Here is a 22,202-nt window from a genome sequence, read left to right on the forward strand (position 1 = left end):
CGGACCGTCCGGTCCGACCTCCGACCTGCGGCGGAGCGGGAACCGCGGGCGGCCGGGCCGGTGCGCCGGGGGACGGGTGTCAGACGCCCGTCGGGGCGGGCGGGCCGGGAGGGGCGGAGCGTCGGAGGAGGTCGCGGATCGCCTGGACGGCGGACTCGGCGTCGTCGACGGTGACCGTGAAGGTGCGCCCGTCGCCGAGGCGCAGGACGAGGCCCTCGCCCCGCCGGACGACGACGGCCGTGCCGATCTCCGGACGCCAGCGGTATCCCCAGCCGCCCCACTGGCGCGGGGTGACGCTCGGGGCGAAGTCGGCGCCCACGATGTGCGAGAGCAGGATGCGCCGGCGGGGCACGCCGATGTGGCCGCAGCGGACCTCCATGGCCCGGGCGTCGACCTTCACGGCGACGTGGACGAAGGCGAGGGTGCCGAAGAGGACGAGCAGTCCGGCCGCGACGCAGCCGACGACCGCCATCAGGAGGGCCGCGATGCCCGAGGTCCAGGCGGATTCGACGGCGATGGTGATGCCGAGGGCCATGCAGGCGGCGCCGGCGACGGCGGCGACCCACTGGAGGCGGTTGGTGGCGCGCCCGGTCCAGACGGCGGGGATCAGCTCGTCCGCGGGCCGGGGTCGGTGGTGCTCCCTCATACAGGGAGAGTACCCAGGTTCGTCCGGGACAGCGCGGCGGAGCGGGGTCGCCCCCTCACGCTCAGTGAGCTGCGGCGGTGGCCGCGAGGAGGCGGCCCTCGGTGTAGGTGAGGGCGGTGGCCGGGAGGGTTCCGGGGCGGCCGCTGAGGAGCACGGAGAGATGGCCGGTGGGGTCCGCGTCGGGCGCCGGTTCGGCGCCGACGCGGCGGAGCGCCTGCGCGGCGACCGCGTCGGCGGAGCCGTGGAAGACGATCGGCGGCAGCCCGTCGTGGCGCCGGGCCTCCAGTGCGGCGAGGACCCGGTCCTCGACCAGTTCGTAGTGGGTGCAGCCGAGGACGACGGCGCGGACGTCGGCCGGCGTGAGGGCGGCCGCGGCGGCCACGGCGCGGTCGACGGCGTCCCGGTCGGCGTGCTCCACGGCGTCGGCGAGGCCGGGGCAGGGCACCTCGGTGACGTCGGCGCCGTCGGCGAAGTCGCGGATGAGTCCGCGCTGGTAGGCGCTGCCGGTGGTGGCAGGGGTGGCCCAGATGGCGACCTTGCCGCCGGCCGCGGCGGCCGGCTTGATCGCGGGCACGGTCCCGATGACCGGGATGTCCGGTTCGAGGGCGGCGCGCAGGGCGGGCAGGGCGTGCACGGTCGCGGTGTTGCACGCCACGATCAGCGCCTGCGGGCGGTGCTCGGCGGCGGCGAGGGCGACGGCGAGCGCGCGCCCGGTGAGGTCCTCGGGGGTACGCGGACCCCACGGCATGCCGTCGGGGTCGTTGGAGAGGAGCAGATCCGCGTCCGGCCGGAGCCTGCGGACCGCGGCCGCCGCCGGGAGGAGGCCGATTCCGGAGTCCATGAGCGCGATCTTCACCCGGTCACCCTAGCCGATGAGCCTCGTACCCCCTTCGATCTGGGGCAGACTGCCGCGAATGAGCACCCTCGCCTGGTTCGCCGTCGGTTCCCTCGCCGTCTGGGTCTGGCTGCTGCTGGGCCAGGGCTTCTTCTGGCGCACGGACCAGCGTCTGCCGGCGACGGGGGGCGGGCCCGGCACCGGGCCGGCGCGGGACGGGACGAGCGGCCCCGGCGGACCCGGACCGTGGCCGCGGGTCGCGGTCCTCGTCCCGGCGCGCGACGAGGCCGACGTGCTCCCCCTGAGCCTGCCGTCCCTCCTCGCCCAGGACTATCCGGGCCCGGCCGAGATCGTCCTCGTCGACGACGGGAGCACCGACGGCACCGGCCGGCTCGCCGAGGAGCTGGCCGGCCGGCACGGCGGGCTCCCGCTGACCGTGGTCCGGCCCGGGGAGCCGGAGCCGGGCTGGACGGGCAAGCTGTGGGCGCTGCGGCACGGCCTGACGGTGGCCCGCTCGCGCGAGCCCGGTCCGGAGTACCTGCTCCTGACCGACGCCGACATCGCCCACGGGCCGGGGAGTCTGCGCCTCCTCGTCTCGGCGGCCGTGACCGGCGACCTGGACCTCGTGTCCCAGATGGCCCGGCTCCGGGTCGACAGCGGCTGGGAGCGGCTGGTCGTCCCGGCGTTCGTCTACTTCTTCGCCCAGCTCTATCCCTTCCGCTGGATCAACCGCGCCCGTCCTCGGGCCACGGCGGCGGCGGGCGGCTGCGTCCTGCTGCGCACGGAGACGGCGGTGGCGGCGGGCGTCCCCGACGCCGTGCGGGGGGCCGTGATCGACGACGTCTCGCTCGCCCGCGCCGTACGCCGCAGCGGTGGCCGCGTGTGGCTGGGGCTCGCCGACCACGTCGACAGCGTCCGCCCCTACCAGGGCCTCGGGGAGCTGTGGCGCATGGTGTCGCGCAGCGCGTACGCCCAGCTGCGCCACAGCCCCCTGCTCCTCGCGGGGACGGTGGCGGGCCTCGCCCTGGTCTACCTCCTCCCGCCGGCGGCGCTCGTGGCCGGGGCGGCGAGCGGCGACGCCCCGGCCGCCTGGGCGGGCGGCGCGGCCTGGGCCGTGATGGCGGGCACGTACGTCCCGATGCTCCGCTACTACCGCCGGCCGCCGTGGACGGCGGTCACCCTTCCCTTCACCGCGCTCCTCTACCTCCTCATGACCGTCGACTCCGCGGTGCAGCACCACCGCGGCCGGGGCGCGGCCTGGAAGGGGCGCACCTACTCCGCCGACCACCTGGCGCAGCCGGGCGAGTAGCGGCGGCCGGGTCCGTGCCGGAGCGCCGCGCGGGGCCGGCGGGGGCGCCCCGGGGTGGTCCGCTACGGCTCCGCCGGGAGCCGTTCGACCGCGACGAGGGCCGCGTCGTCCCCGAGGTGGCCGCCCGCGTACGCCTGGAGGTCGGCCCGGAGACGGCCGAGGAGCGTGGGCGGATCGTCCCGGGCCCAGGCCGCGAGCCGCTCGGCCAGGGGGTAGAAGGCACGGGTGCGGTCACGGGCCTCGATCACCCCGTCGGTGTAGAGGAGGAGGACGTCCCCGACTCCGAAGGGGAAGGTCTCCACGGTGACGTCGGGCGCCAGGACGTCCGAGAGTCCCAGCGGGGGGCTCGCGTCGGCGGCGTCCAGGGGGATGACCCGGCCCTCCCGGAGGAGCAGCGGCGGCGGGTGGCCGCAGTTCACCAGCCGCACCACCGGCTCGTCGTCGGGGACGTCGAGCACCAGCGCGGTGACGAAGGCCTCGGCGGTGTCGTCGTCGGCCCCGGGCGCGTCCCCGTCGTCGCTCTCCGACCCGACACCCGCCTCCAGATACCCGACGAGTTCGGGCAGGTCCGGCTCGCGGCGGGCGGTGACCCGGAAGGCGCCCAGCACGAGCGACGCCTCGCTGATGGCGTCCAGGCCCTTGCCGCGCGCGTCGCCGATGAGCAGCCGGGTCCCCTTCGCCGTGCGCGCCGCCGCGTACAGGTCGCCGCCCATCTGCGCCTCCTCCTCCGCCGCGAGGTAGACGGAGGCGATGCGCAGGGGTCCGGCCCGGGGCGGAAGCGGCCGCAGGACCACGCTCTGGGCGGCGTGCGCGATCGACCGCAGCCTCGACATCCGGTTCTCGTCCCGTTCCCGCAGTGCCGAGAAGAACGTGGCGATGACGGAGATCAGGACGAGCGCCACGATCTGGTAGGTGTGGTTGAGGTCCGTGATGCTCGTCCGCGCCAACGCGACCACCGTCTGCGCCGCGACCGCCACCGCTCCCACGAACGCCGTCGTCCTCGGTCCCGCGAACGACGCCGTCACCGCCGGCGCGGCGATCAGGAACGGCCCCAGGTGCACCTCCGGCGGCACCAGCACGTCCACCGTGGTGACCGCCGCGATGAGCGCGAACGGCACCGCGAGCAGCAGCCGCCCTCCGCGCCGGGAGAGGCGCGGAGCGGCGTCGCTGCGGCGGAGACCCATGGAAAAGGCATACCTCAGGTCACCGGCCGTGTCCTGTCGCCCCGCCCCGCCGGTGGGCTCCGGGCCCCGGGCCCACCGCCCGGGGCCCACCCGCGGGAAGCAGTCGGGACCCCTCGATCTCATGTGCCGACGCCGTTGGGGCAGCGGCCTGTCGACCGTGTCCGGAGCCGCGGGCTTGACCGTCGGCCTGCCCGGCGAGGGTCGTGCCTCTGGGGGAGCGGGCGCGGGCGAGCGGGGACCACGCCGCCGCGCTGCAGTCGCTGTGCGACCAGGGGTACTGGGAGCACCGGGCCGGCGGCACGAAGGCGGCGCTCCGCTCCTTCCGGGCGATGGAGCAGGAGGCGGTACGGCGTTTCGGCACGGGGCACACGCTCGCGGACACCGCGCGGACGCGGTACGCCGAGCTGGCCGACGACCTGCCGTTCGGCTCGCCGGGCGGGCGGGCGGCGGTGACGTCCCTGCTGCACGCCGCGGTGGACGTCGCGGAGGCCGGGGACGCGGTTCGGGCGGAGCGGCTGTACGGGAAGGCGGCCGAACGGGCGGTCGAGGTGTGCGGTCCGGCGGGCGGGGAACGGCTGACCGCCCTGGTGGGCGTCGCCGAGCAGCGGGTGCGGGCGGGTGCCCGGGCGGCGGCCGCGGCGCCCCCGAAGGCGTACGTGCACGGGACGGCGGAGGCGCTGGGCGGCCGGCGCACGCCGGAGCGCGCCTGGAGCGCGGACGGGAAGGAGACCTGGTTCGGGCCGTACCGGGCCCTGGAGGAGGTGGGGCGCGGCGGATACGGGAGGGTGCTCCTGGGTCAGGACGCCGACGGGGCCTCGTGACGGTGAAGATCCTCCTCCGCATCTGGCCGACGAGCGGGGCAAGCGCACCGGGGCTTCGCCGACCCGTACCGGTTCGCGGCTCCGGAGCAGCTGAGGGGCGGGGAACTGACGTGCGCGGCGGACGTGTTCGCACTGGGGACGACGCTGGTGTGGCTGGCGCGGGGACGGGGGCCGTGGGGCGGGGACGAACCGCTGTCCGTGGCGTGGCACATCTGCGAGACCGAACCCGACCTGACGGACCTGCCCGCCGGCTTCGCCGCCGTGGTCGCCCGCCGCCTCGCCAGGAAGCCCGCCGAGCGCCCCGCGCCCACGGAGATCGCCCGCGTCCTCGCACCGGACGGTTCGGGGGCGCCGCGCCTCTCCCTCGCACCGCACACCCGTGATGTCGTCCGCACCCAGGCCGAGTTGCCCGCGACTCGGCGCCTGACGGTCCGTGAGACCGTCGCGGAGGAGGAGTGGACGACGGTCGACCCCGCCGAGTGACGCACGGGGACGGCGGGTCCGGGCACGGTATTGCGCGGCGGTGCGCGAGAGCGTTCGGGGGGCGGTCGCCGGGTGGCGACGAAGCGTTCTCGACATGGTCGTCCAAGTGCCTTCCGATACGCATTCTTTGACGCCGCGTCCGGCGCGGGCCACTCGCCGCCGGACCCCGGGGCGCGAGCGGTTCCGGCATCGCCGGGGACGTCAGGATCCGCGCGGCGCTCGGGTGTTCATGATCCTTGAAGGACGGCCGCGCGGCCGGAGCGAAGATCCTTGCCGACACCCGGCCGAGAAAGACACAAGTGAAGACGGGATAAAAGAAAGAGGAACCGCGCGGCGGGGAGAGGCGTGGACCTCGGCCCAGGGGCGCGCACGCGCGACCCGGCCCGGACGGAACCCCCCGCACCCTCCGCACGCGACGGCCCCCCGCCGGCGCATACGCCGGGCACCTGGCCTGGGAATCGGCCGGACACTGCTCTCCCCCGGCCACGCGGCGCCCAAACCCCGTACAGCCCCGCGGATACGCCGCTGCGAGGGGAACACGAAATCCTCACTCCCTCCGTGATCGCGTGACCACCATGCGTATACGGAACGGCGGGGAAAGGGAAAGCGAGCCCAGTTACCTTCAGTAATCGGATGATAGACACCTGGTGGCGGGGGCGAGGGATTGAAGAGGCCGCCCGGAAGAGCGTCTTTCGGATGTCGGCTCGGGGCCTGGCCGACACTTCTCGTTAACCAGGGAGCGCGGGCCGGGGAAAACCCTTGGCGTTAACACCGGCTTAACGACGTTTCGGCAGGTCAGGCGGGCAAAACCAGCGTAAAACGGATAACCGCAAGATGGGGGCTCCCCAACCAGCACATCGTGGGCTTAACTTATGTGCCATGACCTCCCCCCGCTCCACCTATGGAGGCGGTTACCACACCGCGCCGTCCTTCCCGGACACCCCCATCTACGACTCCCTGGTCGCGGAGCGGGGCACGCCTCAGATCGCCCCGATCCGAGTGCCCGCCGCCTACGACACCGGCAGCGGCTTCTCCGGAAGCAGCTCGTACCTGCCGGCCCTCCCGTCGGCGCTGCCCGCCCTCCCGGCGGCGCCCAGCCCGCACCCCGCCCCCGCGTACGGCGGCGGTTACGGCTACCCCCAGCCCTCGCAGCAGATGGCCCCCGTTCCGCTGCAGCACGCGCCCACGCCGTACATCCCGCAGCAGCCCGTCGCCCCGCGCGGCTACCAGCCGGGGCAGTACCCGCAGCAGGCGCGTCCGGCGCCCGTGGGGTACGAGGCGATGCGCCCGGCGGCTCCCCGGCCCGCGCCGGTGCCGTCCCCCGCGCCGTACGACGACCCGTACAACCGCCCCTACCAGGGCGGGGGTTACTGACCGGCCCCGCCCACCGGCCGACGACGGCCGGAGCGGCTGGCAGGATGACGGCATGCCCACTCCTGTTCTCCGCTCCGTCCACGTCCACCCGGTGAAGGCCATGCGCGCGCTGGCGCCCATGGAGGCCGAGGTGCAGCCCTGGGGGCTGGCCGGAGACCGCCGCTGGGCGGTCGTCGACGCCGGCGGGAAGGTCGTGACCCAGCGCCGTCACCCCCGGATGGCGCTGGCCACCGCCGAGCTGCTGCCGGACGGCGCGATCGCGCTGTCCGCTCCCGGCCACGCGACGCTGACGGTCGAGGTTCCGCACCCCTCGGCCACCGTCACGGTGGAGATCTTCGACTCGTTCGTGGAGGCCGTCCCCGCCGGCGAGGCCGCCGCCGCGTGGCTCTCGGCGTACCTCGGGTCGGAGGCCACGCTCGTGCACATGGACGCGCCCGAACACCGGCGCCCGGTCGACCCCGCGTACGCGCTCCCCGGCGAGACGGTCAGCTTCGCCGACGGGTACCCCCTGCTCATCGCCGCCACCTCCTCGCTCGACGCGCTGAACTCCCTGATCGCCCAGGGGGACCATGCCGACGAGGGCCCGCTGCCCATGAACCGGTTCCGCCCCAACCTGGTCGTCGAGGGGACCGTGCCCTGGGCCGAGGACGGCTGGACCCGGCTCGCGGTCGGCGAGGTCACCTTCCGCGTCGCCAGGCCCTGCGGTCGCTGCGTCGTCACGACGACGAACCAGTTCACCGCCGAGCGGGGCAAGGAACCGCTGCGGACCCTGGCCCGGCACCGCACGCAGGCCGGCAAGGTCATCTTCGGCCAGAACCTCGTCCCCGAGCACACCGGCACCGTCCGGGTCGGCGACGAGGTGAAGATCCTCGACTGAGCCGCCCGGCACACCGCCGTCGCGTCCCCCTCGCGGCGGCTCCGGCTCGCGCTCGCGACCCGCTCGCCCCCGCCTCGGACGGGCTCCCCGCGGGCCGGTGACGACGCCCCGATCCCCCGGCCCGGCGGGCGGGGAGCCGTCCCCCGGGGCACACTCGTCGGAGCAACGGCGGACAACGAGGGGGTACCTACGTGCGCGCAGCCATCGGAGTCTGGCGCTGGCGGCACAACCCCCTGCGCCGGCCCACGGATCTCGTCGAGGCGTGGATCGCCTTCGCGGCCGCCGTGCTGCTCTGCGTCGCGGTGCCGCTGACGGGCTGGGCCGCCGGATCCTCCGCGAACGGCTCGCTCCAGCGCGCGGTGCGGACCCAGGCCGAGCAGCGGGTGCAGACGACGGCGCGGGTGGTGCGCCCCGCCGAGGGACCCTCGGCCCGCCCGCGCACCGCCGACGCCGCCGGGGAGGACCGGCTGCGCCGCGCGGTGGTGGCCCGCTGGACGGCCCCGGACGGATCGGCCGTCACGGGGACGGTGACGACGGCCCGCCGCCACTCCGCGCCCGGCGACTCCTTCCCGCTCTGGACGGACCGGAGCGGGCGGCAGACGACTCCGCCCCTGCGGGCCGGCACGGCCCGCGGCCACGCGGTGATCGCCGGCCTGATGGCCGCGCTGCTCACCGGGCTCATGGTGGAGACCGTCCGTCGCCTGGCCGTGCGCCGGATGCTCCTCGCCCGGTACGCGCGGCTCGACCGCGCCTGGGCCGCGACGGGCCCCGACTGGGGCCGTACGGGCACCGGCAGCTGACCCGCCGGGCGCGTCGGCACCGGCCCTCGCACGGGGGTACGGTCCGGGCCGACCGAGCACGATCGTCCCGGACCACTGCCGACCGTGCCCGACCACCTCGGACCGGCCCGGCGACCCGTCATCCCCGCACCGCCGCGCGCGCTACGGTGGGACCTCGGATCAGCGGCGAGGCATGAGGCGGGGGCAGGACACACCCATGGCACAGGGCACGGTCCAGGTGACGCACACCGGCACATCGCGGTGGCGGCGCCGCACGGGTGAGTACCCCTCCCTCGCCGCCGCGCTGGAGGCCGCCGGCGACGGGGACGTCCTCACGGTCGCTCCGGGCACGTACCGCGAGAACCTCGTGGTGCGGCGCGCCGTGACGCTGCGCGGCCCGGAGGGAGGGGTCGGCTCGGTGCGGATCGCGCCCCCGGACGGCGTGCCGCTGACGCTGCGGGCCTCCGTCACCGTCCAGGACCTGCACATCGAGGGGCAGGACGTGGCCGCGCCCGCGCTGCTCGTCGAGGACGGCACGCCCGAACTGCTCGACCTGCGGATCATGACGCGCTCGGCGGCCGGGATCGAGGTGCGCGGCGCCGCCCGTCCGACGGCCCGCCGGTGCACGATCGACAACCCGGCGGGCGTCGGCATCGCCGTGCTCGACGGCGCGGGCGGGGTCTTCGAGGAGTGCGAGGTCGTCTCGGCCGGACAGGCGGGCGTCTCGGTGCGCGGCGGGGCCCATCCGCGGCTGGAGCGGTGCCGGGTCCACCACGCCTCCGGCGCCGGGATCGCGGTGACGGGCGAGGGCAGCGGACTGGAGGCCGTCGGCTGCGAGGTGTACGAGATCAAGGGCGCGGGCCTGCAGATCGCGTCCCGTGCGACCGCCCATCTCAGCGACTCGTCGGTGCACCGCACCTCGGGGGACGGCATCACGCTCGACACGGACGCGGTGCTGACGCTGTCGGACTGCGACATCCACGACGTGCCCGAGAACGCGGTGGACCTGCGGTCCCGCTCGGTGCTGACGCTGACCCGGTCCACCGTCCGCCGCTTCGGCCGGAACGGCCTGTCGGTGTGGGACCCGGGGACGCGGGTCGACGCCAACCAGTGCGAGATCCACGACAGCACGGGCGACTACCCGGCGGTGTGGGTGAGCGACGGGGCGACCGCCGTCCTCGACGCCTGCCGGGTGCACGACGTGCCGGACGCGCTGTTCGTCCTCGACCGCGGGTCGCGGGTCGACGTCGTCGACAGTGATCTGACGCAGGTGCGGAACACGGCGGTGTCGGTGAGCGACGGGGCGACGGCCCAGCTCGACGACTGCCGCATCCGGGAGGCGTCCACCGGAGCCTGGTTCCGGGACCACGGCAGCGGCGGCACCCTGGGCGGCTGCACGATCGACTCGGTGCAGACCGGGGTCATCGTCACCAAGGGCGCCGACCCCACGATCGACCGGTGCACCGTCACCTCCCCCGCCGAGGCCGGCTTCTACGTCTCCGCGGAGGGCCGCGGCTCCTTCCACGGCTGCCGGGTGACGGGCAGCGGCGGGTACGGCTTCCACGTGACCGACGGCTGCCGGACGACGCTGCGCAAGTGCCGCACGGAGCGGTGCGCGCGCGGCGGGTACGAGTTCCCCGAAGAGGGCGCGAGCGCGGAGGACTGCACCAGCGACGAGAGCGCGGTCCGCTCGTCCGTGCCCGACGGCGGGACGGTCCTGACGGCCACGCAGTCGGCCGGCCTGCTGGGGACGGTGCCGGTGCCGCGCGCGCAGCCCCCGGCCGCGGCGCCGCCGGCCGACGGCCCGGCCCCCTCCTCGCGTGCGTCGCAGGACGTGCTCGGAGAGCTGGACGCCCTGGTGGGCCTGGACAGCGTCAAGCTGGAGGTGCGGACCCTCACCAACATGATCGAGGTGGGGCGCCGACGCCAGGAGGCGGGCCTCAAGGCGGCCTCGGTCCGCCGCCACCTGGTCTTCACCGGCAATCCGGGCACGGGCAAGACGACCGTGGCACGGCTGTACGGGGAGATCCTGGCGTCCCTCGGGGTGCTGGAGCGCGGGCACCTGGTGGAGGTGTCCCGGGTGGACCTGGTCGGCGAGCACATCGGCTCGACCGCGATCCGCACGCAGGAGGCGTTCGACCGGGCGCGGGGCGGGGTGCTGTTCGTCGACGAGGCGTACGCGCTGTCGCCGGAGGACTCGGGGCGTGACTTCGGCCGCGAGGCGATCGACACCCTGGTGAAGCTGATGGAGGACCACCGGGACGCGGTGGTGGTGATCGTGGCCGGGTACACCGCGGAGATGGAGCGCTTCCTGACCGTGAACCCGGGTGTGGCCTCGCGCTTCTCACGGACCATCACGTTCGGCGACTACGAGCCGGAGGAGCTGCTGAGGATCGTGGGCCAGCAGGCCGACGACCACGAGTACCGGCTCGCCGAGGGCACGGACGAGGCACTGAGGGCGTACTTCGCGAAGCTGCCCAAGGGGCCGGCGTTCGGCAACGGCCGTACGGCGCGCCAGACGTTCGAGTCGATGGTGGAGCGGCACGCCGGCCGGGTCGCCGAGCTCGCCGAGGCGAGCACGGACGACCTGACCCTCCTCTACCCGGAGGATCTGCCCGAACTGCCCTGATCCGAGGATGCGTCGGCGTCGGACCGGCCGGGAGGCCCGTTCGGGTCGCGCTGGCGCGGCATCGCGGGCAGCAGCCGGTCGAGGAGGGCCGAGCGCCGCAGGGCGAACGCCGGGTCGGCCTGGTAGTCGGAGTGGCCCAGGATCGGTTCGGGCAGCGGATGGCGCCGGGTCCGGCCGTAGGCGACGGGGTCGAGGAGGACCTCCGCGTCGACGGCGGGCCGGCCGTCCTCGGCCGGCACCCGGACGGGTCCGCCGATGGGGTCCGTGGCGCGGTACAGGTTGCTCCAGCAGTCGACCGTGCGGTGCAGGGCGCGCAGGGCCTCGGGGCCGAAGTAGGCCGGGAACCACCGTCCGTAGAGCCGCTCCAGGGGTGAGCCGTAGGTGAGGAGCGCGACCCGCCCCCGGGTGGCGGGCGGCAGCTGCCAGACGGCGGCCGCGGCGAGGACGCTGCCCTGTGAGTGGCCGGAGATGACGAGCCGCCCGCCGGTGGCCCGCGTCCAGGAGCTCATCCGCCAGGTGAGGTCGGGCACGGCCCGCTCCGCGTAGCAGGGCGGGGCGAACGGGTGGGCGGCGCGGGGCCAGAAGGTGCCGACGTCCCAGAGGATGCCGATGGTGCGCCGGGCGGACGCGTCCCGGTAGGCGCGCCGTCCCCAGGTGACGAAGAGCAGGAAGCCGAAGCCGATCATCCAGGAGCCGAGCGCCTGGGTCACCGAGGCGAGGGAGGCGATCGCGGGATGGGCGCCGTCGAAGGCGCGGCCGGGGACGTTCCCGCTGGCCCAGGCGCCGGCGACGGAGGCGGCGCCGAGGAGCAGCGTGGCGCCGGAGACGACGCCGACGAGGACCGGGGCGGAGTCGGTGAGCCCGGCCCGCGCCCGGCCGGACGCGATGCGGCCGGTGCGGACCGGGTCGCGCTCCTCGGCCGGGGCTGCGTAGTCCTCCTCGACCCGGGGCCGCAGCCGCCGGGCGGTGAGCAGGGTCCGTACGGCGAGGAGGGCGGCGGGCGCGAGCAGCAGCAGGAGCAGGACGGGGATGACGGACGCCTGCCAGCTGAGCAGCACGGGCGGGCCGATGCGCGGTCCGTCGCCCATGCCGGGGGTGGCCGGGCCGTCGAGCCAGTCGGCGACGCGCTGGGCCACGCCGCCGGACATGACGCCGGCGAGGGCGCAGGCGAGCATGGCGACCGCGGGGCCGCCGAGGCCGCGCAGTGCGGTCCGCGGGTCCCGGCGGGGCCGCTGGAGGAGCAGGGCGACGACGCCGAGGGCGACGACCAGGCCGCCCTGGGCGAGGGTGAGGGCCCCGAAGACGGCGTCGCCGGGGAGCGTCCCCGCGGAGCTCCAGCCGGGGCGGGCCCAGCCGGTGTGGAGAGCGGTGACCGCGAGCACCGCGAGGGAGGCGGCGGGCAGCCAGGAGACGACGGCGCGTTCGACGCGCAGGTCGAGCCGGCTCTCGCTGCGGCCCCGGCGGCAGACGACCCAGACGACGAGGACGCAGAGGACGGCGAGGGCGGCGCGCAGGGACCAGCCGAGGGCCGTGAGCGCGCCCGGCCGGGCGGCGTCGTGGCGGGCGGTGGCCGAGGCGAGGGCGGCGGAGACCGTGAGGAAGCCGGCGGCGGTGTGGGCGGCCCTGAGCCGGGCGACGAGCCGGCGCCCGTACCAGAAGCCGGGGCGGCCGAGGGCGGGGCGCGGCTCGGCGGCCCCGGTGTCGCCCGCGCCGTCGGCGCTCTCGGTGTCGGCCCGCGGTTCCGCGACCGGTGCGTCGTAGCCGGCGGGGGGACGCTGGGCCTCGTAGGCGCTCCAGGTCCGGTTGGAGAGGTACCAGAGGAGGCCGACGAGGGCGACGGGCACCAGGGCGGCGACGACGAGCCGCCGGCCCGGCAGGGACCACCAGCCGCCGCGTCCGGCGGAGAGGAAGCCGAGCCAGGAGTACGCGTCGGCGCACGCGGCGGTCCCGGCGCACTGCCAGGCCGTCAGGTCGAGTGCGACCTCGCAGGCGGCGGCGGTGAGGAGCACGGTGAGGGTGAGGGCGACGAGGCGGACCAGGACGCCGTAGAGCCGGACGGCCCCGGGCCGGTTCCGGGCGGGCGGGCGCATCCAGTGCGCCAGGTTGGCGACCATGAAGGGCAGGAGCAGCAGCCACAGCGCGCGGGCGCCGTCGCCGGAGGTGAGGTTGGACCAGCAGTACGCCTCCGGGACCGGGCGGGCGGCGTACCGATCGGGGTGCTCCTCGGCGTCGACGTCCTCGCCGCGCCGGTACATGGCCGCGGTCCGGTCGCCGGTGATGCGGACGGTCCTGGGGTCGTCGAGCATGTCCTGGGGGGTGGCTCCGCCGACTCCGTGGACGAGGAGTTCGAGCGCCGCGCCCCCGTCCTCCGGGGCGGGTGTGGCAGGGGACACTGAGGCGACTTCCTCTCGGAGTGGGAAGATGCGACGTCGGCACCAGGATCGCGGACGGCCGCGCGCTCGCGCACCGTCCCTCACCGAATCCGACACCCATCCCCTTGTCTCCTGCGGAAGGACCGGCCCCGGCGGTGACTGACAACCAGAACCTCCTCGCGGAGCAGCGGCGCGCCCTGATCCTCGACGAGGTCCGGCGGCGCGGCGGTGTCCGGGTCAACGAGCTGACCCGTCGCCTGAACGTCTCGGACATGACGATCCGTCGCGACCTGGACGCGCTGGCGCGTCAGGGCATGGTGGCGAAGGTGCACGGCGGGGCCGTTCCGGTGGTCGAGGCCAGCACCCACGAGCCGGGGTTCGAGGCGAAGTCGGTGCTGGAACCGAGCGCCAAGGACGAGATCGCGCGGGCGGCCGCCGCCCTGGTCGCCCCGGGCACGGCGATCGCCCTGTCCGGGGGCACGACGACGTTCGCGCTGGCCCGGCACCTGCTGGACGTGCCGGATCTGACGGTGGTGACGAACTCGGTGCGGGTCGCGGACGTGTTCCACGAGGCGCAGGCGACGGGTGCCGGGAGCGAGGCGCGGCGCGGGGCGGCGACGGTCGTCCTGACGGGCGGTGTCCGGACGCCGTCCGACGCGCTGGTGGGTCCGGTGGCGGACCGGGCGATCCGCTCGCTCCACTTCGACCTGCTGTTCCTGGGCGTGCACGGGGTGTCGGCGGAGGCCGGCCTGTCGACGCCGAACCTGGCGGAGGCGGAGACCAACCGCTGCCTGATGCGTTCGGCGCGCCGGGTGGTGGTCGTCGCCGACCACACCAAGTGGGGGACGGTGGGGCTGAGTTCGTTCGGCGACCTCGGCGAGGTCGACACCTGGGTGACGGACGGCGGACTCCCCGACGCGGTGCGCGCCGAGGTGGCGGAGCACCTGCCGGGCGTCGTGGTGGCGGGGGAGGAACCGGCGTGAGCCTGTTCCGGATCGAGCGGACGGTGCCCCTCGCGCCGGACGAGGTGTGGCGCCGGCTGACGGACTGGCCCGCGCACGGCCGCCAGGTGCCGCTGACCCGGACGCGGGTGCTGACGCCGGGTCCGAACGGGCTCGGGACGCGGTTCACCGCGCGCACGGGTGTCGGCCGGCTGTCCTTCGACGACCCGATGGAGGTCGTGCGCTGGGAGCCGCCGGCCCCGGGCGTGCCCGGGGCGTGCCGGCTGGCGAAGTCCGGCCGGGTCGTCCTCGGCTGGGCGCTGGTCGAGGTCGCCGAGGCGCCGGCCGGGTCCCGGGTGGTGTGGACGGAGGAGGTGGCGGTGCGCGGTGTGCCGCGGTTCTTCGATCCGGTACTGAGCGGGGCCGGGCGGGTGCTGTTCGGCCGGGCCCTGGACGCGCTGCTGCGGTCGGCCTGAGGCGTCCGCCACACCGCCTCCCTCTTTGCCGCTGACATGGTGTCAGTTAGGGTGCACTTCCGTTGTCCGACCCGGGGAGGTCCGGTCCATGGCACGCCGACTGAGGCCGGTGGAGCTCGACTTCACCGCGTCCGCGCCCGTCCGCCTGGTCTTCACCGCGCGGCTCGCCGCCCCTCCGTCCGCCGTCTACCGGTCGGTGGCGCTGGAGGTGGGGAGCATGCCGGCCTGGTTCACCGCCGTCACCTCCGCCGTCCCCACGGGCGACGGCACGGGCCGCACGGTCCGGCTGCGCGGCGGGATCGCCTTCGAGGAGACGATCCTGGCCGCCGAGCCCGACGTCCGCTACGCCTACCGGATCGACGAGACGAACGCGCCCGCGGTGACCGCCATGGCGGAGGAGTGGGCCCTCTCCCCCGCCGGCAGGGGCACGCGGCTGCGCTGGACCATGGCCCTCGACGGACCGGCCGCGCTCCGGCTGGCGCTGCGCGCCGCCGCGCCGGGTGTCGGCCTGTCCTTCCGGGACGCGGCGCGGCGGCTCGACCGCCGGCTCACTCCGGCCAGACCCCCGTCGACAGGAAGCGTGCGATAGCGGCGGTGTAGGGGGCGATGTCGAGCCCCTGCGCGGCCAGCCAGTCGTCGGAGTAGTACTTGTCGAGGTAGCGCTCGCCGCCGTCGCAGATCAGGGTGACGACGCTGCCGGTGCGCTCCTCGGCGACCATCTCGGCCACGATCTTCAGGGCGCTCCACAGGCCCGTGCCCGTGGAGCCGCCCGCCTTGCGGCCGATGGCGTCCTCCAGGGCGCGGACGGCGGCGATGCTCGCCGCGTCGGGCACCTTCATCATGCGGTCGATGGCACCGGGCACGAAGCTCGGCTCCATGCGGGGCCGGCCGATGCCCTCGATGCGGGAGCCGCAGTCTGCCGTGGCGTGCGGGTCCTGGCGCGTCCAGCCGTCGAAGAAACAGGAGTTCTCGGGGTCGGCGACGCAGATCCGGGTGTCGTGCTGCATGTAGTGGACGTAGCGGGCGATCGTCGCCGACGTGCCGCCGGTCCCCGCGGTGGCCACGATCCAGGCGGGCTCCGGGTAGCGCTCCAGCCCGAGCTGCTGGTACATCGACTCGGCGATGTTGTTGTTGCCGCGCCAGTCGGTGGCCCGCTCCGCGTAGGTGAACTGGTCCATGTAGTGGCCGCCGGTGCGCTCGGCGAGCGCGGCGGACTCCTCGTACATGGTGCGCGAGTCGTCGACGAAGTGGCACTGCCCGCCGTGGAACTCGATGAGCCGGCACTTCTCCGGGCTCGTCGTGCGGGGCATGACGGCGATGAACGGGACGCCGATGAGCTTCGCGAAGTACGCCTCGGAGACGGCGGTCGAGCCGCTGGACGCCTCGATGACCGGCTTGCCCGGCCGGATCCAGCCGTTGCAGAGGCCGTAGAGGAACAGGGAGCGGGCGAGCCGGTGCTTGAGGCTGCCGGTGGGGTGGGTGGACTCGTCCTTCAGGTACAGGTCGATGCCCCACTTCTCGGGCAGCGGGAACCGCAGCAGATGGGTGTCGGCGGAGCGGTTGGCGTCGGCCTGGACCTTGCGGACGGCCTCCTTGAGCCAGGTCCGGTACGCCGGGTCGCTGTGGTCGACGTCGCGGGTCACCGCGGCCGCCGCCGCCCCCGGCGTCCCCGGCGCCGCCGGCGCCTCCGCGGCCCCCCGCGCCCCCGCCGCCGCGCCGTTCTCCGTGGTGCTCATCCGTGCCTCTCCTCGGTCGCTTCCACTCGCTTCCCGACTGTCGACGATACCCCTCTCACCTGGGCAAACGTTCCCTTTGGGGATCCATAGGGATGACTTGCGGGAGGGCCCCTGGTGCGCTCGCGGAGGGCCCGGCACACTGGAGGCGACAACCGGGTGAAAGGGGCGGATCCACATGGCGGAACCGGAGTTCACGGCGCGGGGCGTACGGATCGCACGCTGGCCCCGTTCGCTGACGCGCGCGGGCGAGGTCCGGATCGAGGACGGCCGGCTCGCCCTGCTCACCAGCTACGGCAGCGAGATCGACAGCGCCCCGGTGAGCGCCGTCCGGGCGGGACGGCCCTGGTTCGCGAAGTCCGACGAGGCGGTCGCGACCGTGAACGGCACCCGGTACCGGCTGACGCTGCACCGGGACGGCGACGACCGGGCCGGCGAGGAGTCGGTCGAGTCGGGGCGGTTCCTGGCGGCGCTGAAGCGGGCGGCCGGCCGGCGCTGACCGCGGCACCCCGCTGACCTGGCCCGAGTCGCCGCGAGTTGCGGGCCCGTCACGGCTGGCTCACTCTGGAACAGTCTCACCAAGCGTCATCGGCGGTGACACAGTGTTTCTGTCACCGCCCTGCTGTACCGCATGAGCAAGCGGAATCTTCGTCTTCTTCCGGACTACTTCGGGGAGTCGCAGCCGTGATCAGCGAGCCGAGCAGGTACTACGCGGTGGAGCTCCAGGCCCTGCCGTCGCGGATCGGACAGGTCCGCAGAATCGTTTCCGCCCATTTGCGCCACTGGCATCTCGACGCCTTGATCGACCATGCCGCGCTCGGGGTCACCGAGCTTCTCAGCAACGTCCACCGGCACGCGCAGCCGGACAAGCGGTGCACCGTCGAGATCGAGCTGCTGCTCGACCGGCTGACGGTCTCCGTCCGGGACCACGACCCCCGCCTGCCGGAGGCCGCGACCCCGGAGCCGTACGACCCGGCCGACGCGCTCGACGCCCTCGACTCCTACGAGCGCCTCGCGACCTCGGGCCGCGGCCTCGCGCTCGTCGGCGCCGTCAGCGAGAGCTGGGGCGTCCGTCCGTGCGGCGCCGACGGGAAGGTCGTCTGGTTCACCCTCGCGGCCCCGCCGGCCGACCCGGTCCACGCGGGCGTGCAGGCGGCGTACGGCGTCCTGACCGACGGCCCCCTCGCGGGCTACGGCCGCTTCCCGGTCGGCGTCCCCCTCAGCACCCCGATCGACCCGGTCCTGAGCCCGCTCACGGCCCGCTCGGTCCTCGTCGGCCGGCCCGGCTGACCCGACGGCCGACGAGGGCGACGCGGACGGCCAGGCCGACCCGGCTCTGCCCCCGCCCGGCCGACCCGGCCCTGCCCCGCCCGGCAAGCCCGCCCGCCGGTCACGGTCAGCTCCGGCGTCCCTTCCCGGTCGCGGAGCGGCCGAACTGCTCCTCCAGGACCGTCAGACGGCGCCAGTACTCGTCCTCGTCGATCTCGCCGGCGGCGAACCGGTGGCCGAGCAGGGCGAGCGGCGAGTGCTCGCCCGGTCCTCCGTCGAAGCCCCGGCGCCCGGGGCGGCCCGGCCGCCATCCGGCCCGACGGGCCACGGTGACCACCGCGAGGACGACGGCGGCCCACACGAGGGGGACGAAGAGGATCCACGGGCCGGGGCCCGCGTGGGCGAGTGTGTTCATGTCGGTTCAGCTCCTCGGTGAGCGGTCGTGATGTCCGTGCTTCGAGACTCCCGCGCCGAGGGGGTCCGGGGCGTCGTCCCCCCGGCGGCTCCCCGCGTACGACGGCGGGAGTAGACGAGCGGAGCGACCGGACCTTCCCTCTGTACCTACCGGTATGTACAGTGCGGCCATGAGCACGAGCACCTCCGAACGGCTGATCGAGGCCACCCGCGCGCTCCTCTGGGAGCGCGGCTACGTGGGGACCAGCCCCAAGGCCGTCCAGCAGGCGGCCGGCGCCGGCCAGGGCAGCATGTACCACCACTTCGCGGGCAAGCCCGACCTCGCCCTCGCCGCCATCCGGCGCACCGCCGACGAGCTCGTCGCTGCGGCCGAGACGGTGCTCGGCGCCGAGGGGTCGGCGTACGCGCGCGTCGAGGGCTACCTGCTCCGCGAGCGCGAGGTCCTGCGCGGCTGCCCGGTGGGGCGGCTCACGATGGACCCGGAGGTCGTCGCCCGTCCCGAGCTGCGCGCCCCGGTCGAGGAGGCCCTCGGCCGGCTGCGCGGCCGGCTCGCCGAGGTCGTCCGGGAGGGCCTGGACCGGGGCGAGTTCCCCGGCCGCCCCGACCCCGAGGAGATCGCGGCGACGGTGGTGGCCACCGTGCAGGGCGGCTACGTCCTCGCCCGCGCCACCGGCTCCCCGGCCTCCTTCGACAGCGCCGTACGCGGCCTGCTCTCCCTCCTCGCCCCGCGCACCGACCCGTCCTGAGCCGTCGTACGACCGCCGCGAGGAGCCGGCGGCCGCACGACACGCCGCACCGTCCCGAGAAGCGGAGCCCGCCCCGTGCACGCGATGCAGTACGAGATCACCCTGCCCGCCGACTACGACATGGGCGTGATCCACGCGCGCGTCGCGACCCGGGGACACCTGCTGGACTCCTTCCCCGGGCTGGGCCTGAAGGCCTATCTGGTCCGGGAGCGGGCGGCCGGATCGCCGGTGAACCAGTACGCGCCGTTCTACCTGTGGACCGCGCCCGAGGGCATGAACGCGTTCCTGTGGGGGCCGGGGTTCCAGGGCATCGTGAACGACTTCGGCCGGCCCGCGGTGCGGCACTGGGCAGGGCTCTCGTACGAGGAGGGCCCGGCCGCGGCGGCGGCTCCGGGTGCCGCCACGCGCCGCCGGACCCCGCTCGGGGAGGCGGTCGATCCGGGCGAGGCGGTGGCGGACGCGGTCGCCGGGCACGCGCGCGAGGCGCGGCGGGACGGCGTCGTCGCCTCCGCCCTCGCCATCGACCCGCACCACTGGGAACTGCTCTCGTTCACCCTCTGGGCCGACGCGGAAGCGCCCGCCGACGAGGGCGAGCGCTACCGGGTGCTGCGCCTCTCGGCCCCCGAGCGGGCGCGGCTGGGGGCCGGGCGCCAGTGGTGAGGCGGCCGGCCGGGACGTGATCCCGTACGGCCCGGGGACGTACGGCCCGAGGGCATGCGGCCCGGGGACGTGCGGTCCTCGTCGGGCGACCCGCGTCGGGGACGCGCGTCGCGTGCACGGGGGCGCTCGCGCTCGGGAGAACCGTTGCCCGGCCGGCGGGAAGGTGCCTCAGGCCACGGCGACCAGGGTGAGGTAGGCGATGCCGAGGACGCCCCGGTAGCCGTTCAGCCAGGACGCGCGCTGCCGGTCCACCCGCTCGCGGGTCTCGGCGGCGAGCGGGTGGTCGGGGTGGGCGGCGAGCCAGACCTCGGTGTCGTACCGGTAGCCGGACTCGAACTCCTCCCACTCGCCCCGGCTCGCCGTCTCGATCCACGCGGGCCGGAAGCCCGCCTCGATCGCCAGGTCGACGAGCGCGCCGAGGGCGACGTGGTCGTCGGTCCGGGCGCCCGGCCACATCCCGGCGAGCTCCGCCTCGGTCGGGGTGCGCTCCCAGAAGCCCTCGCCGAGCACGACGCGCCCGCCCGGCCGCACGAGCCGGCGCAGCTCGCGCAGGGCGACGGCCGGGTCGTGCGGCAGCTCCGGGTCGCACAGCGCCTGGCTCGATCCCAGACAGAGCACCGCGTCGACCGGGCCCCGGTCCGTGCCGAGCGCCGACTCCTCGACGAAGGCCACGCGGTCGGCGAGCCCCCGCTCCTCGGCGAGGGCGCGGCCGCGGGCGAGGTCCTCGGCGTCGATGTCGAGCCCGGCCCCCTCGGCGCCCGGCGCGGCCTCCAGGACGCGCAGCAGCAGTTCGCCCCAGCCGCAGCCGATGTCGAGGACGTCGGCGGGTCCGGTGGCGGCGAGCCGCTCGATCATGCGCGCGGCGCGTTCCTCGGAGAGCGGCCCGTGGAAGGTGAGGCTGCCGAGGCGCGGGGGGAGATCGGATTCGGTGGTGATCATGAGGCGGAACGGTACGTCGTGGGGACGGCCCCGCCAACCGGTTTCCGGCCGCGCCCGGGGGCGGCCCGCGCGCTCACCGCCCTCCCCCGGCCGGTCGGGTACTAGCCTGGTAGGCGTGTACACCACACGCGCGGCCCGCCACATCGACGCCCCGCCGTCGGCCGTCTACCGGTCGCTGCTCGACCGCGACGCGGTCGAACGGTGGCGGGTGCCGGACGGGATGACCTGCGAGGTGCACTCCTTCGACGTCCGCGAAGGGGGCGAGTTCCGGGTCTCCCTGCACCACGGCTCCGGGGACGGCACCGGGAAGTCGGGGGCCGGCACGGACACGTACCACGGCCGCTTCGTGGAGCTGGTGCCGGACGAACGGGTCGTCGAGATCATCGAGTTCGAGTCCCCGGACCCCCGTCTGCACGGTGCGATGACCCTCACCACGACCCTGATCCCGGTCGGCGGCGGCACCGAGGTCCGTCTCGTCCACGAGGGGGTTCCGGACGCGATCGCCCCGGCGGACAACGACACCGGCACCCGCATGGCCCTGGACCGGCTTGCCGCGCTGGCCGAGGAGCGGCAGGACCCGCGGGGGTGACGGCGGGGCCGGCCTCCCGGCCGGGCCCGCGCCGGGACCCGGAGCCCTCGGCCGTCAGCCGTTCTCCTTCGCGACGGCCTCGCGTACGGCCGGGACGATCTCCCGGCCCCAGCGGGCGAGCGCGTCGAGGTCCTGCGCGCCGCCGCCCTCCGAGAAGAGGACGAAGCCCGAGGCGTCGTGCTCCAGCACGGCTCCGGTGAGCTCCTCGACCCACTGGTCCACGGAACCGCCGATCCAGCGCCCGTCCTCGCCCCGGGTGGCCGTGAGGGGCCGCTCGGTGATCCGCCCCGGGAGGTTGTAGACGGTACGGATCTCCCGCGGGTCGCGCCCGACGGCGGCGGCCGCCTCGTCGATGACCGGCCGCGAGGTGCGGTAGCGCTCACTGAGCCAGTCCGCCGCGTGCCCGGGGAGCCAGCCGTCGGCGACCCGGCCGGTGACGGCCAGGGACTTGCGGCCGTTGGACCCGGTCCACACGGGCGGCGCGGCGACGGGCGCGGGCTCGATGCCGTCCACCCGGTAGTGACGGCCGTGGTGGGTGACCGGCCCGCCGCCGCCGGAGAGCGCCTTGATCAGGACGATGGCCTCCTCGAACGCCTCCACGGCCTCGCCCGGGGAGAGCTTCGGCACGCCCATGTCGGCGATCCGGTCCCACAGGCCGCCGGCGCCCATGCCGAGCACGACGCGGCCGCCGGTGAGCGCCGAGAGGGTGGTCACGGTGCGGGCCAGCATCGGGGCCGGGCGCGTGGGCAGGTTGGTGACGTTGGCGAAGCCCGCGATGTGCCGCGTGCCGCCGAGGAGGAAGCCCAGGGTGGCGTACGCGTCGAGGCGCCCGCCGAGGTAGGGGTGGTCCGACAGCGAGAAGAGGTCGAGCCCGTCGGCGTCGGCCTGCCGCACCCTGCGGATCAGTTCGGGGCCGTCGTCGACGCCGCTGTGTGCGCCGAAGCCGAAGACCACCTGTCGTCCGGTCATTGTCTCGCCCTTTCCCCGTGGAGCCGCCGAGCGGCCGTATCGTGCCGAAGGACCGCACCCGCAGGCGCAGTTCGCATCACGAACATTATTAGTTCGTGATGCGAACCGCAACCGGCGGGATCGACGCGGGCGGAGTGGGGGCGCGCCGCCGGGCCCG

The 22,202-nt window shown here is 75.4% G+C and carries 23 protein-coding genes; 15 read left to right on the top strand and 8 right to left on the bottom strand.

The features are described from left to right. Positions 1–79 precede the first annotated feature (79 nt). Together ACZ60W_RS09640 and ACZ60W_RS09645 are read right to left on the bottom strand one after the other, a co-directional pair. Entirely contained in the window at positions 80–646 is a 567-nt protein-coding gene (locus ACZ60W_RS09640) for a hypothetical protein (protein ID WP_469754789.1), read from the bottom strand. Between the two features lie 61 nt (positions 647–707). Then, positions 708–1,502: a glutamate racemase gene (locus tag ACZ60W_RS09645; protein ID WP_469754790.1), complete on the bottom strand. Its 795-nt coding sequence runs from the start codon at positions 1,500–1,502 to the stop codon at positions 708–710. Between the two features lie 58 nt (positions 1,503–1,560). On the opposite strand from ACZ60W_RS09645, the gene ACZ60W_RS09650 reads away from it, so the two are divergent. Then, the gene (locus ACZ60W_RS09650; protein WP_469754791.1) at positions 1,561–2,790 is read left to right on the top strand and encodes a glycosyltransferase; all 1,230 of its coding nucleotides are present in this window, start codon (positions 1,561–1,563) and stop codon (positions 2,788–2,790) included. Between the two features lie 62 nt (positions 2,791–2,852). Here the strand turns inward: ACZ60W_RS09650 and ACZ60W_RS09655 are convergent, their stop codons facing one another. Further along, positions 2,853–3,974 (bottom strand): PP2C family protein-serine/threonine phosphatase, encoded by a 1,122-nt coding sequence (locus tag ACZ60W_RS09655; protein WP_469754792.1) that lies wholly within the window; start codon positions 3,972–3,974, stop codon positions 2,853–2,855. 203 nt (positions 3,975–4,177) lie between these two features. On the opposite strand from ACZ60W_RS09655, the gene ACZ60W_RS09660 reads away from it, so the two are divergent. The 6 genes from ACZ60W_RS09660 to ACZ60W_RS09685 all read left to right on the top strand — a co-directional run bounded on the left by ACZ60W_RS09660 (position 4,178) and on the right by ACZ60W_RS09685 (position 10,937). After that, positions 4,178–4,795 (top strand): hypothetical protein, encoded by a 618-nt coding sequence (locus ACZ60W_RS09660; protein WP_469754793.1) that lies wholly within the window; start codon positions 4,178–4,180, stop codon positions 4,793–4,795. A gap of 123 nt (positions 4,796–4,918) precedes the next feature. Further along, positions 4,919–5,278, top strand: a complete 360-nt coding sequence (locus ACZ60W_RS09665; protein ID WP_469754794.1) for a hypothetical protein — start codon at positions 4,919–4,921, stop codon at positions 5,276–5,278. Between the two features lie 879 nt (positions 5,279–6,157). Continuing rightward, complete coding sequence (locus tag ACZ60W_RS09670; RefSeq protein ID WP_469754795.1) at positions 6,158–6,652, top strand: DUF6643 family protein; 495 nt, start codon at positions 6,158–6,160, stop codon at positions 6,650–6,652. 52 nt (positions 6,653–6,704) lie between these two features. Next, positions 6,705–7,529, top strand: a complete 825-nt coding sequence (locus tag ACZ60W_RS09675) for an MOSC domain-containing protein (protein ID WP_469754796.1) — start codon at positions 6,705–6,707, stop codon at positions 7,527–7,529. A gap of 191 nt (positions 7,530–7,720) precedes the next feature. Next, positions 7,721–8,329 (top strand): Rv1733c family protein, encoded by a 609-nt coding sequence (locus ACZ60W_RS09680; protein ID WP_469754797.1) that lies wholly within the window; start codon positions 7,721–7,723, stop codon positions 8,327–8,329. A 196-nt stretch (positions 8,330–8,525) separates the two neighbouring features. Continuing rightward, positions 8,526–10,937: a right-handed parallel beta-helix repeat-containing protein gene (locus tag ACZ60W_RS09685; RefSeq protein ID WP_469754798.1), complete on the top strand. Its 2,412-nt coding sequence runs from the start codon at positions 8,526–8,528 to the stop codon at positions 10,935–10,937. Here ACZ60W_RS09685 and ACZ60W_RS09690 read toward each other — a convergent pair. Continuing rightward, a complete protein-coding gene (locus ACZ60W_RS09690; RefSeq protein WP_469754799.1) occupies positions 10,907–13,330 on the bottom strand; it encodes a hypothetical protein in 2,424 nt (807 codons plus the stop codon). The two genes, ACZ60W_RS09685 and ACZ60W_RS09690, sit on opposite strands and share 31 nt — an antisense overlap. A 134-nt stretch (positions 13,331–13,464) precedes the next feature. On the opposite strand from ACZ60W_RS09690, the gene ACZ60W_RS09695 reads away from it, so the two are divergent. The 3 genes from ACZ60W_RS09695 to ACZ60W_RS09705 all read left to right on the top strand — a co-directional run bounded on the left by ACZ60W_RS09695 (position 13,465) and on the right by ACZ60W_RS09705 (position 15,315). Then, entirely contained in the window at positions 13,465–14,292 is an 828-nt protein-coding gene (locus tag ACZ60W_RS09695; RefSeq protein WP_469754800.1) for a DeoR/GlpR family DNA-binding transcription regulator, read from the top strand. Further along, positions 14,289–14,726 carry an SRPBCC family protein gene (locus ACZ60W_RS09700; RefSeq protein WP_469754801.1) on the top strand — a complete coding sequence of 146 codons (438 nt, stop codon included), beginning with the start codon at positions 14,289–14,291 and terminating at the stop codon, positions 14,724–14,726. Before ACZ60W_RS09695 ends, ACZ60W_RS09700 begins: the two co-directional genes overlap by 4 nt. Before the next feature lie 88 nt (positions 14,727–14,814). Continuing rightward, on the top strand, positions 14,815–15,315 hold the full coding sequence (locus tag ACZ60W_RS09705) for an SRPBCC family protein (protein WP_469754802.1): 501 nt from the start codon (positions 14,815–14,817) through the stop codon (positions 15,313–15,315). On the opposite strand, the gene cds1 is transcribed toward ACZ60W_RS09705, so the two are convergent. Next, on the bottom strand, positions 15,275–16,462 hold the full coding sequence (gene cds1 / locus ACZ60W_RS09710; protein WP_469754803.1) for an L-cysteine desulfhydrase Cds1: 1,188 nt from the start codon (positions 16,460–16,462) through the stop codon (positions 15,275–15,277). The genes ACZ60W_RS09705 and cds1 overlap by 41 nt on opposite strands. Positions 16,463–16,637: 175 nt before the next feature. Here cds1 and ACZ60W_RS09715 point away from each other — a divergent pair, with 175 nt between their 5' ends. Further along, positions 16,638–16,958, top strand: coding sequence for a hypothetical protein (locus tag ACZ60W_RS09715; RefSeq protein WP_469754804.1), 321 nt, complete (start codon positions 16,638–16,640; stop codon positions 16,956–16,958). Between the two features lie 185 nt (positions 16,959–17,143). Further along, on the top strand, positions 17,144–17,749 hold the full coding sequence (locus tag ACZ60W_RS09720; protein ID WP_469754805.1) for an ATP-binding protein: 606 nt from the start codon (positions 17,144–17,146) through the stop codon (positions 17,747–17,749). A gap of 106 nt (positions 17,750–17,855) precedes the next feature. On the opposite strand, the gene ACZ60W_RS09725 is transcribed toward ACZ60W_RS09720, so the two are convergent. Further along, a complete protein-coding gene (locus tag ACZ60W_RS09725; RefSeq protein WP_469754806.1) occupies positions 17,856–18,143 on the bottom strand; it encodes an SHOCT domain-containing protein in 288 nt (95 codons plus the stop codon). A 154-nt stretch (positions 18,144–18,297) separates the two neighbouring features. On the opposite strand from ACZ60W_RS09725, the gene ACZ60W_RS09730 reads away from it, so the two are divergent. Beyond that, the gene (locus ACZ60W_RS09730) at positions 18,298–18,888 is read left to right on the top strand and encodes a TetR/AcrR family transcriptional regulator (RefSeq protein ID WP_469754807.1); all 591 of its coding nucleotides are present in this window, start codon (positions 18,298–18,300) and stop codon (positions 18,886–18,888) included. A 75-nt stretch (positions 18,889–18,963) separates the two neighbouring features. Beyond that, entirely contained in the window at positions 18,964–19,548 is a 585-nt protein-coding gene (locus tag ACZ60W_RS09735) for a DUF4865 family protein (RefSeq protein ID WP_469754808.1), read from the top strand. Between the two features lie 168 nt (positions 19,549–19,716). Here the strand turns inward: ACZ60W_RS09735 and ACZ60W_RS09740 are convergent, their stop codons facing one another. Then, positions 19,717–20,487 carry an SAM-dependent methyltransferase gene (locus tag ACZ60W_RS09740; RefSeq protein WP_469754809.1) on the bottom strand — a complete coding sequence of 257 codons (771 nt, stop codon included), beginning with the start codon at positions 20,485–20,487 and terminating at the stop codon, positions 19,717–19,719. Positions 20,488–20,602: 115 nt separating this feature from the next. On the opposite strand from ACZ60W_RS09740, the gene ACZ60W_RS09745 reads away from it, so the two are divergent. Then, on the top strand, positions 20,603–21,076 hold the full coding sequence (locus ACZ60W_RS09745; protein WP_469754810.1) for an SRPBCC family protein: 474 nt from the start codon (positions 20,603–20,605) through the stop codon (positions 21,074–21,076). Between the two features lie 54 nt (positions 21,077–21,130). Here ACZ60W_RS09745 and ACZ60W_RS09750 read toward each other — a convergent pair whose 3' ends face one another. Next, positions 21,131–22,045: an LLM class flavin-dependent oxidoreductase gene (locus tag ACZ60W_RS09750; RefSeq protein ID WP_469754811.1), complete on the bottom strand. Its 915-nt coding sequence runs from the start codon at positions 22,043–22,045 to the stop codon at positions 21,131–21,133. Positions 22,046–22,202: the final 157 nt, after the last annotated feature.

This window comes from Streptomyces sp. NPDC104202, from assembly GCF_055584185.1.